At 41.5% G+C, this 23,643-nt stretch carries 24 protein-coding genes; 10 read left to right on the forward strand and 14 right to left on the reverse strand.

Annotation, left to right across the window (positions count from 1 at the left end; all coding sequences use genetic code 11):
- Positions 1 to 64: 64 nt before the first annotated feature.
- The 8 genes from nqrM to PR800_RS15415 form a co-directional block, all read right to left on the reverse strand.
- A complete protein-coding gene (nqrM, locus tag PR800_RS15380) occupies positions 65 to 292 on the reverse strand; it encodes a (Na+)-NQR maturation NqrM (RefSeq protein ID WP_102139747.1) in 228 nt (75 codons plus the stop codon).
- An 18-nt stretch (positions 293 to 310) separates the two neighbouring features.
- Positions 311 to 1,342, reverse strand: coding sequence for an FAD:protein FMN transferase (locus tag PR800_RS15385; RefSeq protein WP_102139784.1), 1,032 nt, complete (start codon positions 1,340 to 1,342; stop codon positions 311 to 313).
- 240 nt (positions 1,343 to 1,582) lie between these two features.
- Positions 1,583 to 2,809, reverse strand: a complete 1,227-nt coding sequence (gene nqrF / locus PR800_RS15390) for an NADH:ubiquinone reductase (Na(+)-transporting) subunit F (RefSeq protein WP_166267735.1) — start codon at positions 2,807 to 2,809, stop codon at positions 1,583 to 1,585.
- Positions 2,810 to 2,824: 15 nt separating this feature from the next.
- Entirely contained in the window at positions 2,825 to 3,421 is a 597-nt protein-coding gene (gene nqrE, locus PR800_RS15395; RefSeq protein ID WP_102139749.1) for an NADH:ubiquinone reductase (Na(+)-transporting) subunit E, read from the reverse strand.
- 4 nt (positions 3,422 to 3,425) lie between these two features.
- The gene (locus PR800_RS15400) at positions 3,426 to 4,055 is read right to left on the reverse strand and encodes an NADH:ubiquinone reductase (Na(+)-transporting) subunit D (protein ID WP_102139750.1); all 630 of its coding nucleotides are present in this window, start codon (positions 4,053 to 4,055) and stop codon (positions 3,426 to 3,428) included.
- Complete coding sequence (locus tag PR800_RS15405; protein ID WP_102139751.1) at positions 4,048 to 4,842, reverse strand: Na(+)-translocating NADH-quinone reductase subunit C; 795 nt, start codon at positions 4,840 to 4,842, stop codon at positions 4,048 to 4,050. Before PR800_RS15405 ends, PR800_RS15400 begins: the two co-directional genes overlap by 8 nt.
- Complete coding sequence (locus tag PR800_RS15410; protein WP_004914105.1) at positions 4,835 to 6,073, reverse strand: NADH:ubiquinone reductase (Na(+)-transporting) subunit B; 1,239 nt, start codon at positions 6,071 to 6,073, stop codon at positions 4,835 to 4,837. Before PR800_RS15410 ends, PR800_RS15405 begins: the two co-directional genes overlap by 8 nt.
- Positions 6,074 to 6,077: 4 nt before the next feature.
- The gene (locus PR800_RS15415) at positions 6,078 to 7,421 is read right to left on the reverse strand and encodes a Na(+)-translocating NADH-quinone reductase subunit A (protein WP_166267737.1); all 1,344 of its coding nucleotides are present in this window, start codon (positions 7,419 to 7,421) and stop codon (positions 6,078 to 6,080) included.
- Between the two features lie 416 nt (positions 7,422 to 7,837).
- Between PR800_RS15415 and PR800_RS15420 the strand changes: the two genes are divergently transcribed.
- Positions 7,838 to 8,575: a L,D-transpeptidase family protein gene (locus tag PR800_RS15420; RefSeq protein ID WP_272531113.1), complete on the forward strand. Its 738-nt coding sequence runs from the start codon at positions 7,838 to 7,840 to the stop codon at positions 8,573 to 8,575.
- On the opposite strand, the gene PR800_RS15425 is transcribed toward PR800_RS15420, so the two are convergent.
- The gene (locus tag PR800_RS15425; protein WP_102139755.1) at positions 8,546 to 9,313 is read right to left on the reverse strand and encodes a class II glutamine amidotransferase; all 768 of its coding nucleotides are present in this window, start codon (positions 9,311 to 9,313) and stop codon (positions 8,546 to 8,548) included. The genes PR800_RS15420 and PR800_RS15425 overlap by 30 nt on opposite strands.
- A gap of 28 nt (positions 9,314 to 9,341) precedes the next feature.
- A complete protein-coding gene (gene lpcA / locus PR800_RS15430) occupies positions 9,342 to 9,920 on the reverse strand; it encodes a D-sedoheptulose 7-phosphate isomerase (protein ID WP_102139756.1) in 579 nt (192 codons plus the stop codon).
- 366 nt (positions 9,921 to 10,286) lie between these two features.
- Here lpcA and fadE point away from each other — a divergent pair, with 366 nt between their 5' ends.
- Positions 10,287 to 12,752, forward strand: coding sequence for an acyl-CoA dehydrogenase FadE (gene fadE, locus PR800_RS15435; protein ID WP_166267739.1), 2,466 nt, complete (start codon positions 10,287 to 10,289; stop codon positions 12,750 to 12,752).
- Between the two features lie 55 nt (positions 12,753 to 12,807).
- Here the strand turns inward: fadE and PR800_RS15440 are convergent, their stop codons facing one another.
- Together PR800_RS15440 and lysA are read right to left on the reverse strand one after the other, a co-directional pair.
- The gene (locus PR800_RS15440; RefSeq protein ID WP_229597547.1) at positions 12,808 to 13,671 is read right to left on the reverse strand and encodes a hypothetical protein; all 864 of its coding nucleotides are present in this window, start codon (positions 13,669 to 13,671) and stop codon (positions 12,808 to 12,810) included.
- 159 nt (positions 13,672 to 13,830) lie between these two features.
- A complete protein-coding gene (gene lysA, locus PR800_RS15445; protein WP_210844408.1) occupies positions 13,831 to 15,090 on the reverse strand; it encodes a diaminopimelate decarboxylase in 1,260 nt (419 codons plus the stop codon).
- Between the two features lie 126 nt (positions 15,091 to 15,216).
- Between lysA and PR800_RS15450 the strand changes: the two genes are divergently transcribed.
- Positions 15,217 to 16,152: a LysR family transcriptional regulator gene (locus PR800_RS15450; RefSeq protein WP_272531114.1), complete on the forward strand. Its 936-nt coding sequence runs from the start codon at positions 15,217 to 15,219 to the stop codon at positions 16,150 to 16,152.
- Here PR800_RS15450 and PR800_RS15455 read toward each other — a convergent pair.
- Positions 16,126 to 17,046 carry a LysR family transcriptional regulator gene (locus PR800_RS15455; RefSeq protein WP_272531115.1) on the reverse strand — a complete coding sequence of 307 codons (921 nt, stop codon included), beginning with the start codon at positions 17,044 to 17,046 and terminating at the stop codon, positions 16,126 to 16,128. The two genes, PR800_RS15450 and PR800_RS15455, sit on opposite strands and share 27 nt — an antisense overlap.
- 130 nt (positions 17,047 to 17,176) lie before the next feature.
- On the opposite strand from PR800_RS15455, the gene PR800_RS15460 reads away from it, so the two are divergent.
- Together PR800_RS15460 and PR800_RS15465 are read left to right on the forward strand one after the other, a co-directional pair.
- Entirely contained in the window at positions 17,177 to 18,049 is an 873-nt protein-coding gene (locus PR800_RS15460; RefSeq protein ID WP_272531116.1) for an MBL fold metallo-hydrolase, read from the forward strand.
- Between the two features lie 175 nt (positions 18,050 to 18,224).
- Entirely contained in the window at positions 18,225 to 18,869 is a 645-nt protein-coding gene (locus PR800_RS15465; RefSeq protein ID WP_166267749.1) for a DsbA family protein, read from the forward strand.
- Between the two features lie 37 nt (positions 18,870 to 18,906).
- On the opposite strand, the gene PR800_RS15470 is transcribed toward PR800_RS15465, so the two are convergent.
- Positions 18,907 to 19,713, reverse strand: a complete 807-nt coding sequence (locus tag PR800_RS15470) for a prepilin peptidase (RefSeq protein ID WP_272531117.1) — start codon at positions 19,711 to 19,713, stop codon at positions 18,907 to 18,909.
- 279 nt (positions 19,714 to 19,992) lie between these two features.
- Between PR800_RS15470 and rsmE the strand changes: the two genes are divergently transcribed.
- The 5 genes from rsmE to PR800_RS15495 all read left to right on the forward strand — a co-directional run bounded on the left by rsmE (position 19,993) and on the right by PR800_RS15495 (position 23,640).
- Positions 19,993 to 20,724: a 16S rRNA (uracil(1498)-N(3))-methyltransferase gene (gene rsmE, locus PR800_RS15475; protein WP_102139763.1), complete on the forward strand. Its 732-nt coding sequence runs from the start codon at positions 19,993 to 19,995 to the stop codon at positions 20,722 to 20,724.
- Between the two features lie 9 nt (positions 20,725 to 20,733).
- Entirely contained in the window at positions 20,734 to 21,681 is a 948-nt protein-coding gene (gshB, locus tag PR800_RS15480) for a glutathione synthase (protein ID WP_102139764.1), read from the forward strand.
- A gap of 136 nt (positions 21,682 to 21,817) precedes the next feature.
- Positions 21,818 to 22,381: a YqgE/AlgH family protein gene (locus tag PR800_RS15485; protein WP_102139765.1), complete on the forward strand. Its 564-nt coding sequence runs from the start codon at positions 21,818 to 21,820 to the stop codon at positions 22,379 to 22,381.
- Positions 22,381 to 22,800, forward strand: coding sequence for a Holliday junction resolvase RuvX (gene ruvX, locus PR800_RS15490; RefSeq protein WP_272531118.1), 420 nt, complete (start codon positions 22,381 to 22,383; stop codon positions 22,798 to 22,800). The genes PR800_RS15485 and ruvX overlap by 1 nt, the downstream gene beginning before the upstream one ends.
- 147 nt (positions 22,801 to 22,947) lie before the next feature.
- Positions 22,948 to 23,640 carry a YggS family pyridoxal phosphate-dependent enzyme gene (locus PR800_RS15495; RefSeq protein ID WP_272531119.1) on the forward strand — a complete coding sequence of 231 codons (693 nt, stop codon included), beginning with the start codon at positions 22,948 to 22,950 and terminating at the stop codon, positions 23,638 to 23,640.
- Positions 23,641 to 23,643 lie beyond the last annotated feature (3 nt).

The raw sequence follows: 23,643 nt of genomic DNA on the forward strand, positions 1-23,643 counted from the left end.
ATGCTCTTCATAGCGACCTTAGCCAACAATACTGTTAGCTAAGGTATATAAATTAAGAGTTGAATTATATAATTCGGTTTTTATTGAGCAGTTTTTTACGTGCTTCTTCGCGTGCCATGCGTTTCTTACGCGCATCACAAGGTTCGGGACAATCACACACTTTTTCAACACCAATACTGCTTAACCCACCGCAGCTACCTTGAATACTCTTACGTTTAATAATATACCCAAGTGACATGCCTAAAAAGGCCAACAAAAACAGTGCAAAGGCTGCAATGAAAATATTAAGCATTTTTTTGTCCTCCCACAACTACTGTTTTTTGGTTAAAAACGGTTCGAATGCCTTAGTATAACGCTCTTCAAAACCTTTATCTGTCTTAACAATCATGAAAACAGGAATATTCATTTTTTCAGCTAAAGCAAAGCCAGCTTCAGGCCCCAAAACATTTAGCCCTGTAGATAAGCCATCAGCACTCATGCAATTTTCTGCAATCACCGTAATAGAAACTAAATTATGAGTGATTGGTTTTCCTGTTTTCGGGTCAATCGTATGGGAAAAACGAACGCCATCTTGCTCGAAATAATTACGGTAATCTCCTGATGTAGCGATAGAACGGTCACCCGGTTCAATGACCTCTTGTGCTGTTTGGCTTGCCCCATCCGCTGCAGGTTTTTCTATTGCAATACGCCATGGCACTTCTTTACCATTTGTTCCTTTCGTACGTACTTCACCACCGATATCAACCATATAATTATTGATACCCAATGATTCTAAATATTCAGCAACAACGTCGACACCATAACCTTTAGCAATTGAGGAGAGGTCAACGTACAGCTCAGGGATTGTTTTAATTAGGTTATTATCTTGAACAGCAAGTTTTTCGATACCAACCCAAGCGCTACGCTTAGCTAATTCCTCATCCGAAGGTGCTTTAGTCACTCTTCCTTCAGGACCGAAACCCCATAAATTAACTAAAGGGCCAACCGTTACATCTAATGAACCACTTGTCAGCTTATTAATTTCAATCGCTTTTTTAACCACTGTTGCCGTTGCAGCAGATACAGGGAATGGTGTATTCACTTCTTTAAATTGGTTAAAACGACTTAATTCTGAATCTGGGCGATATGTTGACATTTGGTCGTTAACTTCTTCCAGACGTTTATCTATTTCAGCTTGAATAGCTTCAGGCTTTGGCTCCGAAGAGTCTGTAACATATTTAACCGAATAGTACGTGCCCATCGTTTGCCCCTGAAGATTCTGCTGTTCAGGTCCACCACAGGCAGTAAGAAACAGAGCCGCAACAAATAGCAGTATTGGGGTATAGATTCTTTTACTTAGCATAATTTTCTCCGCGTCAATCATGAGCGCATTTTGTTAAGGTCGCCCAGACTATTAACACACTTTACATCGTCACCCATGCAGAGAATGTTCCAGTCAAAATAATTATAAATCTATCGATTAAGCGCTAGCTAATTAGCACTTAATCGATTTACTAAAATCACAAAGAGGGAAAATATTTTCCCTCTTTAAAGTATTACTGTCTACTGACTTTAATAAATCTAATAAAATCAGCTAAGTTGCTTAACCACCGAAGTCATCCAATAAGATATTTTCATCTTCAACACCGAGGTCTTTCAACATTTTAATCACAGCAGCATTCATCATTGGAGGCCCACACATATAGAACTCACAATCTTCTGGCGCCGGATGGTCTTTTAAGTAGTTTTCATATAAAACATTATGAATGAAACCTGTATAACCATTCCAATTATCTTCAGGCATAGGATCAGAAAGCGCTACATTCCATGTAAAGTTTTCATGTTCGGCTGCAAGTTGGTCAAAATCTTCTGTGTAGAACATCTCGCGGACTGAACGCGCACCATACCAGAAACTGATCTTACGTTTAGAATCTAAGCGACGCAGTTGGTCAAATATGTGAGAACGCATTGGTGCCATTCCCGCACCACCACCGATAAACACCATTTCTGCTTCCGTTTCTTTAGCAAAGAATTCACCAAACGGCCCAGAAATCGTCACTTTATCCCCTGGCTTTAATGACCAAATATAAGAGGACATAATTCCTGGTGGAACATCAGGGTTACGAGGTGGAGGTGTAGCAATACGCACGTTTAGCATGATGATGCCATGCTCTTCCGGGTAGTTTGCCATTGAGTAAGCACGAACCGTTGGCTCTTTAACCTCAGACACATAACGGAACAGGTTAAATTTATCCCAATCTTCACGATACTCTTCCGGCACATCAAAATCTTCATATTTGACGACATGTTCCGGGCATTCAATTTGAATAAAGCCACCCGCACGGAAAGGAACAACCTCGCCCTCTGGGATTTTCAATTTTAGCTCTTTAATGAAAGTAGCTTTGTTATCATTAGAAATAACTTCACACTCCCATTTCTTCACACCAAAAATTTCTTCTGGAAGCTCAATTTTTAAATCTTGTTTAACGTTGACCTGACACGCTAATCGGCAACCTTCTTTTGCTTCACGTTTGTTGATGTGTGAAAGCTCAGTTGGCAGAATATCACCACCGCCTTCTTTGATTGTCACACGGCACTGACCACAAGAGCCACCACCACCGCACGCTGATGAAACAAAAATACCTTGGTTTGATAACATGCCTAACAGCTTGTCACCTGCTGGAGCTTCAAAGCTTTTGTCTGGATCGCCATTAACTTCAACTTTGATGTTCCCTGTGTTGACTAGCTTGGATTTTGCAAACAGGATTAAACCTGTCAGCACCAAGACAATCAGGGTAAACATCACGACACCTAAAATAATAATTTCCATGAATTCTTCTCGCCTTTATAGCTGCACACCGGAGAAGGACATAAAGCCCAATGCCATTAAACCGGTTGTCACAAAGGTGATACCTAACCCTTTTAGACCCGATGGAATATCTGAGTACTTCATCTTCTCACGGATAGCCGCCAGCAATACGATTGCGAGCATCCAACCGATCCCCGAACCGAACCCATACACGACCGATTCGCTAAAGTTATAATCACGCTGAGCCATGAAAGAAACACCACCGAAAATGGCACAGTTAACGGTAATCAATGGCAAAAAGATACCTAACGCGTTATACAGTGATGGGAAGTAGCGATCTAAAATCATTTCAAGGATCTGAACTAACGCGGCAATAACCCCGATAAAAGTGATGAAGTTCAAGAAGGATAAGTCGATACCTTCCGCAATCGCACCATCACGTAATATCAAGTTGTATACCAAGTTATTGGCTGGAACAGAGATCCCAAGAACTACCGTTACAGCAATACCCAGTCCAAAAGCGGTTTTTACATTCTTCGACACCGCAAGGAAAGTACACATTCCCAAGAAAAACGCTAATGCCATATTTTCAATAAAAATGGCTTTAACAAACAGGCTAATATAATGTTCCATGTTATTAGTCCTTCTCTATCTGAGCTGGTTTTAGAGTACGTAATCCCCAAATCAGCATACCAATGATAAAGAATGCACTTGGCGCGAGGAGGAACAAGCCATTTGGCATGTACCAACCACCGGTTTGTAGTGATTCAAAAACTGTGATGCCAAACAATTTGCCGGAACCAAATAACTCACGGAAAAAGCCGACTAAAATAAGGATCACACCATAACCTAGACCATTACCAATACCGTCCATGAAGCTTTCAATTGGTGGCGCTTTCATTGCATAAGCTTCAGCACGCCCCATTACGATACAGTTAGTAATAATCAAGCCAACAAATACAGAAAGTTGTTTTGATATTTCATAGGCATATGCACGTAAAATTTGGTCAACCACAATAACTAAAGATGCAATGATCGCCATTTGAACGATAATACGTACACTGCTCGGAATATAGTTCCTGATAAGTGAAATAAAGAAGTTAGAAAATGCCGTCACTAAGGTTACAGCAATCGTCATAACGAGTGCGGTTTCTAACTTCGTTGTCACTGCAAGTGCAGAACAAACCCCTAATACCTGTAAGGCAATCGGGTTGTTATCAAATAGCGGCCCAAGTAGGACGCGTTTTACTTCTTTTGAATCAGCCATTATTCAGCGCTCCTTCACGTACTTTTTTCAGGAACGGACCAAAACCGTTATCCCCTAACCAGAAATCAAACATATGTTGGATCCCGTTTGATGTTAGAGTCGCACCTGAAAGGCCGTCGATACCGAATGGGTTATCTGTAGCACCACCGCGCACGATTTTAATTGCCGGAACCCCCTGTTCATTGAACAGTTTTTTACCAGGCCATTGCGCTTTCCACTGAGGATTATCAACCTCACCACCCAGACCTGGGGTTTCACCATGTGCGTAGTAAGTAATACCACGAGAGGTGACACCATCTACATCAACCGCAATAAAGGCATACATCACAGACCACAAGCCAGAGCCGTAAACAGGTAAAATAATTTGTGATACTTTCCCTGTTTCATCTTTAACCAAATAGATTTCAGCGCTATTGGCACGACGGCGGATTTTTGCAATATCCTCTGCTGGAGATAATGCAATACTCGTTTCTTCACTACGTAGCTCGTTATTTAAGTCATAACGGCTAGTGCTATCAGACAATTCATTAGTTTTAAAATTCAAAAGCTTAGGCTCGATACGTTCCTTATATACACTTTGAATTTCCTCAGCAGTCATTTTAGGTTGTAGCAAACCTGCCACACTTAAAATATTACGTTGAGTATCTAACTGAATCTGCTCTTGCTGCTGTGGTTTTAAACCAACGGCAGCCCCTGCGACGACAATTGAGCACACTAGGCAAAGAATAAAAACGACTAGAAATGTTCTGCCGACGCTATCGTTATTAATTGGTTTTTCATTAGCCACGAGCTTTTCTCCGCTTAATATTTGCTTGAACGACCAGATAGTCAAACAGAGGAGCAAACAGGTTGGCGAATAGGATAGCCAGCATCATCCCTTCGGGATAAGCTGGGTTAACAACCCTGATAAGAACACACATTACGCCGATCAGAATACCGTACGCCCATTTACCTTTGTCTGTGAATGACGCTGATACTGGGTCTGTCGCCATAAAAATCATACCAAATGCGAAGCCGCCGAGTACCATGTGCCACCACCATGGCATGGCAAATAATGGGTTGGTATCAGAGCCAATAGCATTGAATAGGTAAGACATTGCAATCATGCCGACCATCACACCAGCAACAATACGCCATGATGCGATGCGGAAGAACATGATAAGAGCACCACCAATAAACAGCATCAGTGTTGACACTTCACCAATTGAACCTGGCATGTTACCTAAAAAAGCTTGCATCCAAGTAATCGGCTCATGAGTCACCGTGTTCATTAGCGCATGCTCACCACCTGTTGCCCATTGTGATAATGGTGTTGCACCAGAGAAGCCATCTGCAGCTGTCCAAACTAAGTCACCTGATATTTGAGCAGGGTAAGCAAAGAATAAGAAAGCACGACCCGCTAATGCCGGGTTTAAGAAGTTACGCCCAGTACCGCCAAAAATTTCTTTCGCGACAACAACCCCGAAAGTAATACCTAATGCAGCCTGCCATAAAGGAATGGTTGGCGGCACAATCAAGGCAAATAGAATCGAGGTAATAAAGAAGCCTTCGTTTATTTCATGGCCGCGGATCATGGCGAATAACACTTCCCAGAAACCACCGACTAAGAAAACGACTGCATAAATAGGCAGGAAATACACTGCACCCAGCAGCATTTTACTTCCCCACCCTGCATCCATCGAAAGTGATGCGCCTAAAAACTGTGCTAAGCTATAATGCCAATCACTTGCGAGAACTTGCTGTAACTCAGCTCCGCTATATAATTGGTGCAAAGCTGGGATAGCTTGGTTACCAACGTTATACATTCCCCAGAACATCGCCGGGAAAACCGCTAGCCATACCAATATCATCATACGTTTCAGGTCGATGGTATCCCTGACATGAGAACGCCCTTTTGTTACCGTACCCGGCGTGTAAAAAACAGTCGAAACTGCTTCAAATAACGCATAGTATTTTTCTAGCTTTCCACCGGGCTCAAAATGGTGCTCATACTTTTCAAATAAATTTTTCAGACCCATGGAATCACCCTTCTAGCTCAATCTTGGTCAGAACATCACGTAGCACCGGACCATATTCATATTTCGCTGGGCAAACGTAGGTACATAAACCTAAATCTTCTTCGTCCAACTCTAAACAGCCCAATTCTTGTGATGTGTCAGTGTCTCCAGCAAGGAGATCGCGCAATAAATGAGTGACCATGATGTCGAGAGGCATGACTCGCTCGTAGTTACCAATTGGTACCATCGAACGTTCGCCACCGTTCATTGTCGTTGTAAAATTAAAGCGTTTATTTTTCAGGAAGTGCCCGATTGTGGTACGAGTAATCGTAAATTTATTAACACCTGGCATAATCCAGCCAAATAATTCTTTATCGCGACCCTCGGCTAACACTGAGACTTGATTATGAAAACGACCAAGATAGTGATGGGTATCATCGCATGTCACGCCCCAAAGGACTGAACCCGAAATAATACGGTTTTCACCTGCTTTAAGCTGACCTTGTGTTAGTTCATATAAATCAGCACCTAGGCGAGTACGCAGAAGACGAGGCTTTTCAACTTGTGGCCCTGCTAATGAAATCACGCGGTCTGTGTAAAGGTGACCCGTAACAAATAGCTTACCAATAGCGATTACATCTTGGTAATTAAGGCTCCAAACTTTTTTCTTAATACTGACCGGTTCCAAGAAATGGATATGAGTTCCCGCTAAACCAGCAGGATGCGGCCCTGTAAATTGGGTATAAGAAATTTGGTTATGAGCCGCATTCTTCGGTAAGTCTCCCTCTCCATGACACACATGGATTTTACCTTCCGTTAAGCGACTTAAAACCAAAAGCCCATCGTTAAATGCTTGTTCTTGCTCTTGAATAACTAAAACAGGATCCGCTGCAAGTGGGTTAGTGTCCATTGCAGTGACAAAAATAGCGATAGGTGACGAACCAGGCTGTGGTGAACGGCTAAATGGACGCGTTCTTAAAGATGTCCACATACCCGATTTTATCAAATTATCTTCAACTTGCTGTTGAGTTAACGTTGATAGCTCATCACGAGTATAAGCTGCAAAAGTTTCTTGTTCGTCACCATCAATTTCGATGACAACGGATTGAAGCACACGACGCTCACCACGATTAATAGCAATAATTTGACCGCAGGCTGGGCTTGTAAACAAAACCCCTGGGTTCTTTTTATCTTCAAAAAGAACCTGTCCTTTAACTACACGCTCACCTTCTTTAACCAGCATCGAAGGACGCATTCCGACATATTCTTCACCTAGCACAGCTACGTGTTGAATTTTCGGGCCGTCTTCTATCACTTGGGCTGGCTCACCTGCGATAGGAAGGTTGAGGCCTTTTTTAATTTTAATCATAAGATCTGCACAAGTTTATCAGTTAAACCCTAAGCTAACGATTCAGCAATGAATGATAGCGACTCATTAAATAAAAAATAGCTCAAGTAATAGTCATCACTTAAGCAGGTATTCTCACATAATTGTTACTAAATTTTATCTTCTGCCAACCATAATTTTATCAGTTCCCACTCTCTATGTCCGGCTATAGAAGTGACATAGTTCAAGCAAATTGCATTAATATTTAAATTTTTCTGTTAACAATTCGTTATTATCGATGCTTAAGCTCATATTTATCGACCAATGTTTAATTTTTAAGCAATAAAGGTTCATTTAAAAACTATTAACAAACTATATTAATTTTCGATTTACTCGTCTAAAATGCATAAAATATGTACTCTTTTTGTTCAATAACATTTTCGTGATATGGCTTAGATATGAAATTAAGTAAATTTTTTAGTGCAATTTTTTTATTTATACTCATATATTCCCCTGCTATTCAGGCGAGTAACTATTCATTTCTACTTAATAATAACGTATCTGATAACCCAAATTCATCTATTTTTATTCAAATATTTAAGCAAGAAGGTTTATTAGAACTCTATCAAAAAACGCCATCAGGAAAATATAAACTGTCGAAAACTTACCCAATTTGTAAATTCTCTGGCGGGCTAGGTCCCAAAAAGATTGAAGGTGACCTAAAAAGCCCAGAAGGATTTTATCAAATTACAACAGAACAGCTCAATCCTAACAGTCGGTATTACCGATCTATCAATATCGGTTTCCCTAATGAGTTTGATAAGGCACAAGGCTATAACGGTAGCTACCTTATGATCCATGGCAGTTGTGTTTCAGTTGGGTGTTATGCCATGACGGATGAATATATGGGTGAAATTTACCAAAGGGTAGAGACAGCCTTACTTAGCGGACAGCCCGTCATTAATGTCAGCATTTACCCATTTAGAATGACAAATGAAAATATGCTGCGCTACCGCAATTCCAGCCACTATGCCTTTTGGAAACAACTCCAACCTGCTTACGAGTATTTCAACCGTACAGGAAGACCCGCTGAGGTGTCCGTCGCGTTAGGTAAATATGCAGTTATTGACCAATCTGAAACCCCAACAAAATTGTTAGGGTCTAAATCACAATATGCGCTCACCAAGATAGAATAAGACGAAATTACCGGGGTCAATTCGCTGCCAATTTTCGTTACCCGTTAATGGTTGCGTTGCGATGACAGAAACAACATCAGTGGGTGTCGTGCACTGCTCAAAATCGATTTCAATATCTTGGTCGAGTAATTTAGCTTTACCAAATGGTGCCTTGCGCGTTAGCCAATGCAAATTCGTTGAACTAAAGGCCATCATATATTGCCCATCAGACAGCAACATATTAAACACGCCTTTATGACGCAATTGGTCAGCTAAGGTCGCAATAAAACGGAACACACTTTTCCAATTCGATGGCCTGCGTGGGTACTTTTCACTGAGTTGATGAAGTATCCAGCAAAATGCCCATTCGCTATCGGTTTCACCTATCGGCCAATAGCGCCCAGTTTTCAGTGTACGATATCCCTTTAACTGCCCATTATGCGCATAAGTCCAATTACGCCCCCATAGCTCGCGAGTAAAGGGGTGAGTGTTTACTAACGACACATCCCCTCGGTTTGCTTGGCGAATATGAGCAACAATACTTTCTGACTTAATCGGGTATTCCTGCACAAAGCGGGCGACAGGTGACAAAAAACTAGGTTGAGGATCTTTAAATGTGCGACACCCGAGCCCCTCATAAAAGGTAATTCCCCAGCCATCTTTATGTGGGCCAGTTTGCCCACCTCGGGAAATCAACCCACTTAAGCTAAACGAAATATCGGTTGGAACATTGGCACTCATGCCAAGTAACTCGCACATTTAAAAACTCCTGAAACAGTAATAACTGTTATTTCACCATCTCTTTTTCGATTAACTGAATTAAGATATGAATAACTTTAATATGAATTTCTTGGATACGGTCGGCATACCCAAAGTGTGGGACTCGAATTTCGATATCCGCGGTGCCAGCCATTTTCCCGCCATCTTTGCCTGTTAGCGTGATGACTTTCATGCCTTTTTCACGTGCTGCCGCAATCGCTTTAATAATGTTCCCTGAATTACCAGAGGTAGAAATTCCGAGTAAAACATCCCCTTTCATACCAACAGCTTCGATGAAACGTGAAAAAACGTATTCATATCCAAAGTCATTACTCACGCAAGATATATGACTCACATCTGAAATTGCAATTGCAGGATAACCTGGGCGGTTTTCACGGTAACGTCCTGTTAATTCTTCAGCAAAATGCATTGCATCACAGTGAGACCCCCCATTACCACAAGATAATACTTTGCCACCCGCTTTAAAAGAGTCAGCGAGCAGTACAGCGGCCTGTTGGATAGCAGCAATATTGGCATCATCGCTAAGAAAATTCGATAACGTCTCGGCCGCTTCTGTCAGCTCACCACGGATTAAGTCTTGATACATGAGATTTCCTCTTAATTAAGAATACGTTATAGAGAGTACGATTAATTCATATCCAAATTATCCTAAAAGAAAAATGGCGCTCCATGGCAAAACTCAGATAGATATCAGTAATTAATCTTTAATAGTCAGATTGTTGCACAGGGATAATTTTGTTTCTACTTTTGATTGTGCTGTCTTGGCCCTATCGACAAAATTCATCAAAACTCATAACCAATAAGACAAATTACTGCAATAACTTCCTTTACATGACGTTTTTGTGAGCTAAGTTGTAATTAAGATGTAAATACATTGCTAATTCTTTATTAATGGGTATAGATTAAAGCAACAAACAGGTCAGACCTCTTACAAGTAGACGGGAGCTTAACTATGATCCTTCTCAGCATTGTGTTATTTCTCGCCTTAATCGGCGTACTTTGTTATCACAAAACCTCTTTAATTTTTAGCTCGATATTGTTATTAGCCTATACCGCGGTGATGGGCGCAATGAACCTTTGGAGCTACTGGATGTTACTACCAGTCGCCTTGGTACTATTTCCTTTTGTATTCAGCCCAGTGCGCCAATCTCTTTTTTCCGCTCGTGCGATGAAAATGTTCCAAAAAGTCATGCCACCGATGTCTCGTACAGAAAAAGAGGCGATTGATGCAGGAACAACGTGGTGGGAGGGTGATCTTTTCCGTGGAGCTCCTGATTGGAACAAGCTACACAACTACCCAAAACCTCAATTAACGGCAGAAGAACAAGCGTTTATTGATGGGCCTGTTGAAACGGTTTGTGGCATGGTCAACGACTTCGAAGTTAGCCATGAACTTGCGGACTTAACACCTGAAGTATGGCAGTACCTACGTGATCACCGCTTCTTCGCTATGATCATCAAAAAAGAATATGGTGGCCTTGAGTTCTCCGCATATGCACAGTCACAGGTTCTACAGAAGCTCGCAGGCGTGTCTGGTATTCTTGCTATCACGGTAGGTGTGCCAAATTCATTAGGCCCGGGCGAATTACTGCAACATTATGGTACTGACGAACAAAAACAACGTTATTTACCTGGCTTAGCTACGGGTGAAGAAATTCCATGCTTTGCGCTAACCAGCCCTGAAGCAGGTTCCGATGCCGGTGCTATCCCAGACTCAGGTGTTGTTTGTATGGGTGAATGGCAAGGCGAGCAAGTATTAGGGATGCGTTTAACATGGAACAAACGCTATATTACCTTAGCGCCGATTGCCACTGTATTAGGCCTCGCATTCAAACTTTCCGACCCTGATAAGTTATTAGGCGGTGAGAAAAATCTTGGTATCACCTGTGCATTAATTCCAACCAACACCCCAGGAGTTGAAATTGGTCATCGCCACTTCCCACTAAATATTCCATTTATGAATGGCCCTACCCGCGGACAAGATATTTTTGTACCTATCGATTACATTATCGGTGGTCCAAAAATGGCAGGCCAAGGCTGGAGAATGTTGGTTGAGTGCCTTTCTGTGGGCCGTGGCATAACATTGCCATCGAACTCAACGGGTAGTTTGAAGAGTATTGCCATCGCAACAGGGGCTTACTCTTATATTCGTCGCCAATTCAAGTTACCCATTGGGAAAATGGAAGGGATTGAAGAGCCATTAGCACGCATTGCTGGTAATACTTATCTTATGGATGCGGCGGCAACTCTCATTACCTCTGGGATTATGTTAGGTGAAAAACCTGCTGTTCTATCTGCTATTGTTAAATACCATTGTACGCACCGAGGCCAGCGCGCCATTATTGATGCCATGGATATTACTGGCGGTAAAGGCATTTGCCTTGGGGATTCAAACTTTGTTGCTAGAGCCTATCAAGGCGCACCGATCGCCATTACGGTTGAAGGGGCAAATATCCTCACCCGCAGTATGATTATCTTTGGCCAAGGGGCTATCCGTTGCCATCCTTTTGTATTAGAAGAAATGGCCGCTGCGCAGGATAACAACTTACATAAATTCGACAAAGCCGTATTTGGCCATATTGGTCATGTAATTAGTAATCAATTCCGTAGCTTCTGGCTTGGTTTGACCAATGGCCGTGGAAGTCATGCTCCGACCAAAGATGAAACTCGTCGTTACTATCAAATGCTAAACCGCCAAAGTGCCAACTTAGCATTGCTATCCGATGTTGCCATGGGCGTGTTAGGTGGCAGTTTAAAACGTCGCGAACGTATCTCAGCACGTTTAGGGGATATCTTAAGTAACTTATATCTCGCATCTGCAACTTTAAAACGCTATGAAGATGAAGGCCGCCAAAAAGCTGACTTACCACTAGTGAAATGGGCAGTTGAAGATTGTTTATATCAATCAGAAAAAGCGATGGATGACCTTCTGAAAAACTTCCCTAACAAGTTGGTTGCTGGGGTCATGCGCATCACGCTGTTCCCTACTGGCCGTGCGATGTCAACACCATCAGACCGATTAGACCATAAGTTGGCTCAAATCCTGATGGAACCATCAGAAACGCGCGACAGATTGGGCCGTGGTCAGTATTTAACGCCTACGGAAAACAACCCTCATGGCTTAGTTAACCAAGCATTACTGGATATCATTGCCGCTGAACCTATTTTCGAACGTATTTGCCGTTTAAAAGAGCGCAAACTCAGCTTTACTCGCTTAGATAAGCTTGCTGACCAATTACTTCCTGAAAATGTGATTACGCAAGAGGAAGCCGATATCTTGCGTAGAGCAGAAGCAAGTCGGTTACGGACGATCAACGTCGATGAGTTTGAATTTGATGATTTGGGTGTACTTCCTACAAAAAAGTCGCCAAATGAGCCGTCAAATGAAGAAGCTAGTAAGAAAAAGAAAGCGGCTTGATTGATTTTTACTTGTAAATCAAAGGGAACTCAAGAGTTCCCTTTGACATTCATATTTAAAGTAAATAATCATTGAAATATTCAACCACTTTGTCTTCATCAATACCTAAGTGTCCTTTCCAGCCAGCCCATGGCATCTCCATATCAGAGCGACCTTTAGTATTGTTTAACTGGGACTCAGCACTCACAAGGTCACCAAAATTAACCATCGATGCTAATGATAAAGGGATAAACTGATTTGGTATCACACCGATTAATGCTAAAGATTGTAAAACCCCTCTATGTGTGTATTTATTACCCGGGATTATTTTGGCTTCTGCCAAACGCTTTTCAAAATGACCGGGGGTTTCATCATCCTTAGCAGAACGGAATAAATCCAATAACTGGTTAAATTTAATTTTATCGTCCCCAAATGGCTGTACTGGCTCAACATTAAGTAAATGTTTTAAATTTAAATAAGCATAAGAGGTATTACCTGTATAGGAATTTCCGTAATATAAGCAGTACTGAAAATAACTATCATTAATATAGATTTTTCGGTTGTAGTCACTGCATACCCAGCAACAGGCTAGTTGTGTTTTTTCTATATAGTCATGAATCTGTATGTTTTGGAGTTTATGGAAAGCACCTAGTACTGAACGTCCTCGTAAATAACTTCCCCCAACACCTGCAATGAAAGCATCAAAACAGCGCTCTTGGCTGAGTTTTTCCTCTTTTTTTAAACTGTTGAACTTGCGCATAATATCAGCATGGTCATTGAAAGACTCAATGTGATTCACTTGCCAATTAATTCGTGTTAGTTCCAATTGTTCTTTGTCTGAAAGTGTACTTTGACTATAAACAGAAACCTCACGCTCAACGTCATACTGGCTATTTTCATACTTATACAGTTTACGAAGAACCCTCATCGCTTTTTGCACCGATTTTTACCTTCTGATTTTTATTGTATTGCGTAGAATTTACATAAGGTAGGTAAAATACATGGAAATATAGATGTGGTGAATCAGAATAACCGCATCTTACAATAATAGCCTATGAGTAAGATGCCGTTATCTATTTATCTATAATGAAAGGAAGGCTTACAACTCCAAAGCCAATAGCTCTTCTATCGTTTGGCGACGGCGAATCAATTGTGGTTTGCCATTCACAAACATCACTTCGGGTAATAATGGGCGGCTATTGTAGTTTGATGACATGGATGCACCATAAGCCCCCGTATCATGAAAAACGAGGAAATCGCCAACTTTTACCTCGGGTAAAGCGCGAGTCACCACTAAACCGCCCTCTAACTGGGTAAATACATCTCCTGATTCACACAGAGGGCCAGCGACAATAGTGTCTTTTAGTTGAGCCCCATCAACGTTACGTCCATCCGTGGGTAACAGTGAAATATGGTGATAGCTGCCATACATCGCTGGGCGCATGAGATCATTAAAACCGCTGTCCACTAACACGTAGTGGCGGCTCCCCATATCTTTAACAGCTCGCACTTCGGCTAACAATACGCCTGATTCAGCAACCAAATAGCGGCCAGGCTCTATTTCAAGTTCAATTGCGTGCCCTAAGTGTTGTTCGATACGTTGGCGAGCGTTATCCCATAGGCTGTAATAATGTTGCACATCGATTACTTCATCACCTTCACGATAAGGTGTGGATAACCCACCACCCGCTGATATTGCATGAAGATCAACCCCTGCGGTGGTGACAAACGCCACCATCGAATCACACACATCAGCAAGGTGCTGGTAATCAACCCCAGAACCAATATGCATATGAATGCCAACCAACGACAAATTGTAATGGCGAATTTTCTCTAACGCTAAAGGTAAGTCTTCGTGCCAAATACCGTGCTTACTATTTTCGCCACCAGTATTGGTTTTTTGGCTATGGCCGTGGCCAAAACCCGGATTGATGCGTAACCAAACCGGATGACCTGCTTTTTGTTCGCCAATTTGTTCAAGCATGTCAATCGAGCCTGCATTTACAGGGATATCTAGCTCAGTGACTTTCGCTAATGTCGCTCTATCGAGCACATCTGCAGTAAATACGATTTCTGAGTTTTCACGCCCAGGCTGGAACCCTGCCACCAGCGCACGTTCAATCTCCCCTAATGAAACGGAATCGACTTTAACGCCTTGCTGTTTCATTAAGCGCAGGATATGAATATTCGAGCACGCTTTTTGTGCAAAGCGGACGGTATCAAAAACTTGTAATTGCTTGATACGCTCAATGATCACCGCGCTATCATAAACCCAAACAGGGCTACCATACTGCTCAGGTAATACACGTAAATACTCAGGAGTTAAATATTGGCTTGTTGTCGTTGCGAATGAAGTCATTGTCTTTCTCGTTTGCAAGTTTTTATTATATTAAAAGCTATTATTCAAAGAATAATACGGGAAAAAAAATATCTATTTTGCTAAAGTCTATTCATATTTGATATAGAATTTATTTAAGGACTTTCTATGCAAGCCATTTCATGGCGGCACATCGAAATATTCCGTGCGGTAATGACTACCCCCAACCTGACGGAAGCCGCCGCGCTGCTGAACACTTCACAACCCACTATTAGCCGTGAACTTGCACGCTTAGAATACCTTTTGCAGTTTAAGTTATTCGATAGAGTCAAAGGGCGGTTACAACCTACTGCACAAGGATTACGGTTTCTTGAAGAGGTTGAACGCTCTTATTATGGCTTGGAACGTATTAAAAATTCAGCAGAAACCATCCGCCGCTTCGAACATGCACAAATATCGATAACCTGTCTACCGGCTTTCGCCCAATCTTTATTACCCCAAGTTTGCCAGTCATTTATGGAAAACTACCCAGAGGTCAGCATCACAGTGATCCCGCAAGAATCCCCGGTTCTTGAAGAATGGTTGTCGGCTCAACGTTACGATTTTGGCCTTACTGAACATCTGCAAATGCCACCGGGAACTGAACAACAAACACTGGGAAGTTTAAATGAAGTGTGTGTTTTACCCACAAGCCACCCTTTAACCCTAAAAGACGTGTTAACCCCCAACGATTTCCAAGACCAACGTTTTATTAGCCTGTCATTAACTGACAGCTACCGTCAGTTGATTGACTCAACCTTTGCGGAACACCACGTCGAACGAAAAATGGTCATGGAAACACATTCGGCTTCATCTATTTGCGCTATGGCACTAAAAGGAATTGGAATTTCTATTGTTAACCCTTTAACCGCATTAGATTTTCACCAACAATCCGCTGGCAAGTTAGCGCTGCGCCCACTCAGTTTTTCGATTCCTTTTACTGTTAGCTTGATAAGGCCTATTCACCGCCCCTCATCACAATTGACCAATATTTTTACTCAACATTTAGAGGATAACTTTAATCAAATAAAAACCCAGCTAACTTCCGCGCTGTTGCATCAATAACTGCCAGTGAGGTGAAGTTTCAAACCAGTTAGCGAGATAATCAATCACCACTCTCAGGGCGGTTGGCATTTTTTGCCGGCTAGTATACACAGCGTAAATACCTAGTGGCATTGGCGTATATTCAGGTAATAACTGAACTAACTCCCCCGAAGCCAAATGATTAGCGACTGAATAATAAGGTTGCATAGAGATACCCGCGCCTTGCAATGTTGCTTCAGCGAGAAATACGGATTCGTTAGCACTTAAGCGCCCATCAACTAACACACTATGCTGCATGCCTGCTTTTTCAAATACCCATAAGCTACGACCAAAAAAATTATAGGTTAAGCAATCGAGTAAAACTAAATCCTCTGGTTTTTCAGGATGTTTTTTTCCTTTTAAAAAATCAGGTGAAGCGCAAATAACAGAATGGCAAGTTGACAAGGGTTTAGCGATTAAACTCGGTTCCAGCTGATTGGTGATGCGGATCGCTAAATCAATTCGCTCCTCTATTAAATTAACCGATTTATTCGATACTTGCATATCAATAGCCATATTCGGGTAGAGTGTCATAAACTCAGCAATAGCCACAGAGAGCGCACTTTGGGCAATAGATTGTGAGCAACTAATGCGCACTAAACCGGATAATGCTTTTGCATCATGCTCTTGTTGCACAGGCACCATTTGGGAAATAGCATTAAGTTGCAAAGATTGTTGATATACACCTTCCCCTGCGGAAGTTAAACTTAATTTCCGCGTGGTGCGATTTAGTAAACGGACCCCCGCCCACTGTTCCATTTCCGACAAATAGCGTGTCACCATCGCTCTCGACATATCCAGTTTTTCAGCTGCGCCACTTAGGCTGCCCTGTTCAACAATAGTAATAAATACTTCTGCCGCTTTTAATCTATCCATGCCACTCTCATTTGACCGAATTATGCAACAAACAACACCTAATTATGGGGTTTTTCATCTTATCATTGCAATTTAGTATACACGACATGCAAAACAAACTTTTCTGTATAACTTCATTTTAGGATACAACATGAAATTGACCTTATTAGCAGCAACCGCATTATTCGCCACAACTATGAATCTAGCACAAGCTGAAAAACTGGCATTGGATGTTTATAACCCCGGAAATAACAGCGTGTTCCCTGTTTCCTCTGAAATTATTAGCGGCTCAAGTGAAGTGGTACTGATTGATGCGCAATTTCAAAAAAATGATGCACAACAATTGGTTGATAAAATCAAAAAACTCAATAAGAAATTAACCACGATTTATATTAGCCATTCAGATCCAGATTACTATTTTGGGCTCGATACCCTAACAAACGCTTTCCCAGAGGCAAAGGTGGTCGCGACAGCAAACACAGTTGAAGCCATTAAAGCCACTAAAGATGGCAAACTTGCTTACTGGGGCGGTGTATTAAAAGATGAAGCCCCTACTCATGTTATCGTCCCTGAAGTGATTAAAGGAGATAGCTTTACGGTTGATGGCGAACGACTTGAAATTAAAGGCCTTGATGGCGCTTCGCCAGATAGAACCTATGTCTGGGTTCCATCATTGAAAGCCGTTGTGGGTGGTGTCATTGTTTCTGACAATATTCATGTTTGGGTTGCTGATACACAAACAGAAGAGTCGCGTAAAAATTGGCTACAAACATTAGAAGACATCAAAGCTCTGAACCCAGCAACCGTTGTTCCCGGCCACTTTACGGGGGCGTCTAAACTAGATGTAACGACGGTTTCTTTCACTCAAAAATATTTACAGGACTTTGAAAGTGCATATAAAACAAGTAAAAACTCAGATGAGCTCATCCAAAAAGTTGCAGCGAAGTACCCACAATTAGATGATAAATCAAGCTTAGAACTTAGTGCAAAAGTCATTAAAGGCGAAATGAAATGGCCTCAGTAATTAAGTAATATTCACTATTTCAGCCAGTTGCGCGGTATGCCTCGTATCTACACACTGAATGACTTACCTAAAACAATTTGGCTGATTTAACTAGATGATAGTGGTATTAATCTTTTGATGGTAATGATACAACTTAATTCAAATTACTTAAAAATAGCAAATAAAGAGAACGATTATGAGCAACATCACCCTACACTATATTTATGACCCTTATTGCGGCTGGTGCTACGCTGCAGCACCTTTAGTCGAAATTGCCAAGCAACACCCAAGTATCAACATTGAAATGCATGGTGGTGGCATGCTAGCAGGTGACGCTCGTCTACATTTAGATGATAATTTTCGCCAATATATTCTGCAATCAGATAAGCGCATTGCATCAATGACAGGACAAGTGTTTGGCGATGACTATATAAAAATGCTACACGAACCTAATTTGGTTATGGACTCAACACCACCGCAAACCGCTATATTAGCGGCAACCAAGCAAGGCAAAGGCTTTGAAATGCTTAAAGCCATCCAAAAAGCGCACTATATTTCAGGGCGCCATATTAAAGATGTTGACGTGCTTCTCGACCTTGCAAAAGATATTGGCCTTGATGTACCTCAGTATCTGTCCGACTACAGCGAATGTGAACAACATGAAACCCCAGCCCACATCGGAAGCAGTAAGGCTCTGTTAGCGCAGTCAGGGGCTTCTGGTTTTCCAACTCTGTTGATACAACAGCAAGATAAATGGTTACGTGTTCCATTACAAAATTACCTTGGTGAACCGAGTAAATGGCAGCAGTTTTTAGATTCTTTAGTCACTGCCGCATCTTAATAAACTCCCTTTTCTGTATGCGTGTATGGTTGTCATTTTATTCAATTATTGATAGATACAACCATACGCTAGCACTAATAATTAACGCGGGTCCAAATGGGATTTTCTTCGTTTTCTTAGCTATTTTCGCCCGAGGTGATCTCTCCAAATAAGCTAGACTTGTTTGCTGCTTTTTGGGATATATTTTAGGCAATACTCCATAGGTTACCCAGTATTGTAATAAGCCCACGCCTGCGGCGGCTCCCAAAAAGTAAGGTAACTGCCAAAGCCCAAGCCAGGCCGAACAAGCAGCAACGAGTTTAAAATCCCCTCTTCCCATTTGCGGTTGTTGCGTTTTTTTCTCAACCAATGTCACCACCATTAGCATCACTAAGTAACCGAGCAACACCGCATAAATAGCGGAAACAACATTCCCATTAGGCAAATGGATTTGATATAACAGCCCCAACCATAATAATGGGTATGTAAGGATATCAGGGAGATAACCTATTTTATTATCAATAATAAATAATGGAATTATTAAATTAATATATAACACTAAAAATAAAACCATACGAAAACTGTTAGATGAGCAATATATTATAAAAATTAATGCACTATATATTAGAAGCAGAATAGTATTTTTTATAATAATTTTCGATTCACCGAAACAGATAACAGGCAAATAGATTAGCAGTTTTTTAGTTGAGAAAACCGATATTAACAGCATAGAAAAATAAATAAAAATAACAGTAAAATCAATCAAGTAAATGTTAATTTCATTTTGACACGATAATGTAAGTTGATCCGACGGCGAAATAATAGATATGACCGATGACATTAAAATACAGATTAACTCCTTCATATTAACTCCTTATTCCTTTATGGAGATAAAAATAAATATACTGTGAATTTTCTCTACTCCAAACACTTTAATTCCGTAGGGTATAATCGGTTTATTCGAATATCATTATCACCTAGCTCACTTTCATTGCGGTTTAAGATGTCGCTTATGGCACAGACATACTATAAAAGGCCAGTATTTCGTTATAAACTAGGTAGCAGTGCTTGAGTTTAACAATTCAACCCCCATATTCATCAAAGCTATATTATTTATTAACCCTGTCTGTACTAAGGAAAAACTATGCGCGTTCCACGCATTTATCACCCAGAGCCTCTTCAAATAAATACAACGATTTCTCTTGGTGATGATGCTGCAAACCATGTAGGTCGGGTACTACGCATGACTGCGGGCCAAAAACTCGAACTTTTTGATGGCAGCAATCAAATCTTTAGCGCTGAAATTACTGAAGCTACTAAAAAAAATGTATTCGTGCACATTGAAAATAGCCAGATTGACGATAGAGAATCTCCTCTCGATTTACACCTAGGACAGGTCATGTCTCGTGGGGAAAAAATGGAATTTACCATACAGAAATCTGTTGAACTCGGGGTTAACACAATAACACCTTTATTATCAGAGCGTTGTGGTGTTCGTTTAGACGGTGAACGACTGGAAAAAAAATTACTGCAATGGCAAAAAATTGCGATTGCAGCCTGCGAACAATGTGGCCGTAACCGAATTCCAGAAATTCGCCCAGTGCAGACACTGGAAGCCTGGTGCGCGGAAAATGACGGTGCGTTTAAAGTTAATTTGCACCCACGAGCAACAGAAAGTATTAATACGTTACCCACTGAACTGAAGAAAGTACGATTGTTGATTGGCCCAGAAGGTGGCTTATCAGCAGACGAAATTGCCATGACAGCAAATTATCAATTTACCGATATACTGTTAGGGCCTCGAGTATTACGAACAGAAACGACTGCGCTAACCGCTATCACAGCACTGCAAGTGCGCTTAGGTGATCTGGGGTAAGGAGAAAAAATGATCAAGCTCGGTATAGTGATGGACCCTATTTCGTCCATCAAAATCAAGAAAGACACCAGTTTTGCAATGATGTTGGAAGCTCAGCGTCGTGGTTACGAAATCCATTATATGGAAATGAATGACCTGTATTTACACCAAGGTGAAGCTCGCGCACAAACTAAAATCGTGACGGTCGAAGAAAACCCAGAAAAATGGTATGAATTTCAGGGAGAACAAGATATTGCCCTGAGCTCTCTTGATGCCATTTTAATGCGTAAAGACCCACCTTTTGATACTGAATTTATCTATGCGACTTATATTCTAGAAAGAGCGGAACAAGCTGGCACCTTAATTGTGAATAAACCGCAAAGCCTACGTGACTGTAATGAAAAACTCTTCACGGCTTGGTTTGCTGAATTAACACCAGACACATTAGTCACTCGCAGCCCACAAAAGTTGAGAGAATTCCACCAAAAACATGGCGATGTTATTTTTAAACCACTAGATGGTATGGGTGGCGCTTCGATTTTCCGCCTCAAGCAAGATGACCCAAATGTGGGTGTGATTATTGAAACGCTAACAGAACATAGCTCCCGCTACTGCATGGCACAAAACTTCCTGCCAGCAATTAAAGATGGTGATAAGCGTGTCTTAGTTGTTGATGGTGAACCCGTTCCGTATTGTTTAGCACGAATTCCAGCTCAAGGCGAAACCCGAGGTAACCTTGCTGCGGGTGGCCGTGGTGAAGCGCGTCCATTAACTGAAAGTGACTGGGCCATCGCACGTGCTGTTGCGCCAACATTGAAAGAAAAAGGCTTAATATTTGTTGGCCTTGATATCATCGGTGACCGTTTAACTGAAATTAACGTGACCAGCCCAACGTGTGCACGGGAAATTGAAGCCGCATTTGATATCTCCATTACCGGTATGTTAATGGATGCCATTGAACGCCGTCTCAATAAATAATTTATAGCGGTGATTTATCTTTACTGATGATTTTTATTGTTTTTACACGGTAAACGTCATCAGTTTGTTCTACCACCGATTATTTAGCCTTTTATTGTATTCTATTAATTGTGATTAAATTTGCTGGAGTCTAAGTTTGAATCTGCAAAACCATTTTCTTATCGCCATGCCATCCTTAACAGACCCTTATTTTGAACAATCGGTCGTTTATGTGTGTGAGCACAACGAAAAAGGGGCGATGGGGATTGTGATTAACAAACCTATTGATGACTTTTCCGTCGATACGATGCTCAAAAAACTCGAAATCACGATTTCAGATAAAATTGATGATCGTAATTTAAAAAAGCCTGTTATCGCAGGTGGCCCTGTTGCAGAAGAGCATGGGTTTATCTTACACACTCCAGTTAAAGGCTTTTTATCTAGCCTGCACTTAAATGATGAAGTGATGGTGACGACATCAAAAGATATCTTAGAGATGTTAGGAAGTGAACATTCCCCCGCAAACTCATTAGTTGCACTAGGTTATGCAAGTTGGGAACCTGGCCAACTTGAACGGGAAATTATGGAAAATAGCTGGCTAACTGTCGAAGCGTCTCCTCAGCTTATTTTTGACACACCAATTCATGAACGCTGGACCGCAGCAGCTAAGTTAATTGGTATTGATATTCATACAATTTCAATGCAAGCGGGGCATGCTTAATGTCTGGAAGAACATTGTTAGCCTTTGATTTTGGAACCAAAAGTATCGGTGTAGCGGTTGGGCAAGAAATTACAGGTACTGCACGGCCATTAACCTCACTAAAAGCCAGTGACGGCCGTCCTGATTGGCAACAAATCGAAAAGTTACTTAAAGAATGGCAACCTAAGTTGGTTATTGTCGGCCTTCCCCTTAATATGGATGGTACCGAGCAACTTGTTACAAGCCAAGCCCGTAATTTTGCAAATCGGATTCATGGCCGTTTTGGTGTTAAAGTCGAATTACACGATGAACGTCTTTCCACTGTTGAAGCAAAAGCTGGCCTTTTTGAACAAGGTGGTTATCGAGCACTAAGTAAAGGCAAAGTGGATTCAGCCTCTGCTGTGGTGATCCTTGAAAGCTGGTTTGAGCAACAGATATAAGTATTGCGCCTTTTGCATGGTTATTTTTAGCTTAACCTCATGCAATGGTGCCGTTCTGATGTAATTTGCTTTACACTATGGTCAACAGTCGCTATTCATGTATGACATGAATAAAATAGTATTGAATAAACCATATTGAATAAAATAATGACCATTCAAAATAATATCTCTGATGTCACCGCGCGTATTGAGCATGCTGCCGCAGAGTGTCAGCGCTCACCACAAGACATTACGCTACTCGCGGTAAGTAAAACAAAACCTTGTGAAGCTATTTTAGAAGCCATTGAGGCAGGTCAGCGCCAATTTGGTGAAAATTATGTTCAAGAAGGTGTTGAAAAAATTCAATATTTTTCGAACAGAAATGACCTTATTTGGCATTTCATTGGCCCGTTACAGTCAAATAAAAGCCGCCTTGTCGCTGAACATTTTGATTGGTTCCATACCTTAGACAGAGCGAAAATTGCCCAGCGCTTAAATGACCAACGCCCTAGTGAAAAAGCCCCTCTCAATGTGCTAATTCAAATTAATATCAGCGATGAAAACAGTAAATCGGGTATAACGCTAGAAGAAGTGGCAGACCTCGCTGCACAAGTCGCGGCTATGCCCAACCTTGTGTTACGTGGGCTGATGACAATCCCTGCACCTGAAACGGATTATGAGCGCCAATGTGCTGTGTTTCATCAAATGAATGACGCATTTAAGCAATTACAAGCCACTTATCCCACGGTTGACACGCTTTCAATGGGGATGACTGACGACATGCGCGCAGCAATCCATTGCGGTTCAACACTTGTTCGCATAGGAACCGCTATTTTTGGCGCGCGCCAATATCACCAATAAATA

Source organism: Providencia sp. PROV205 (genome assembly GCF_028479505.1).
Taxonomy (GTDB): domain Bacteria; phylum Pseudomonadota; class Gammaproteobacteria; order Enterobacterales; family Enterobacteriaceae; genus Providencia; species Providencia huaxiensis.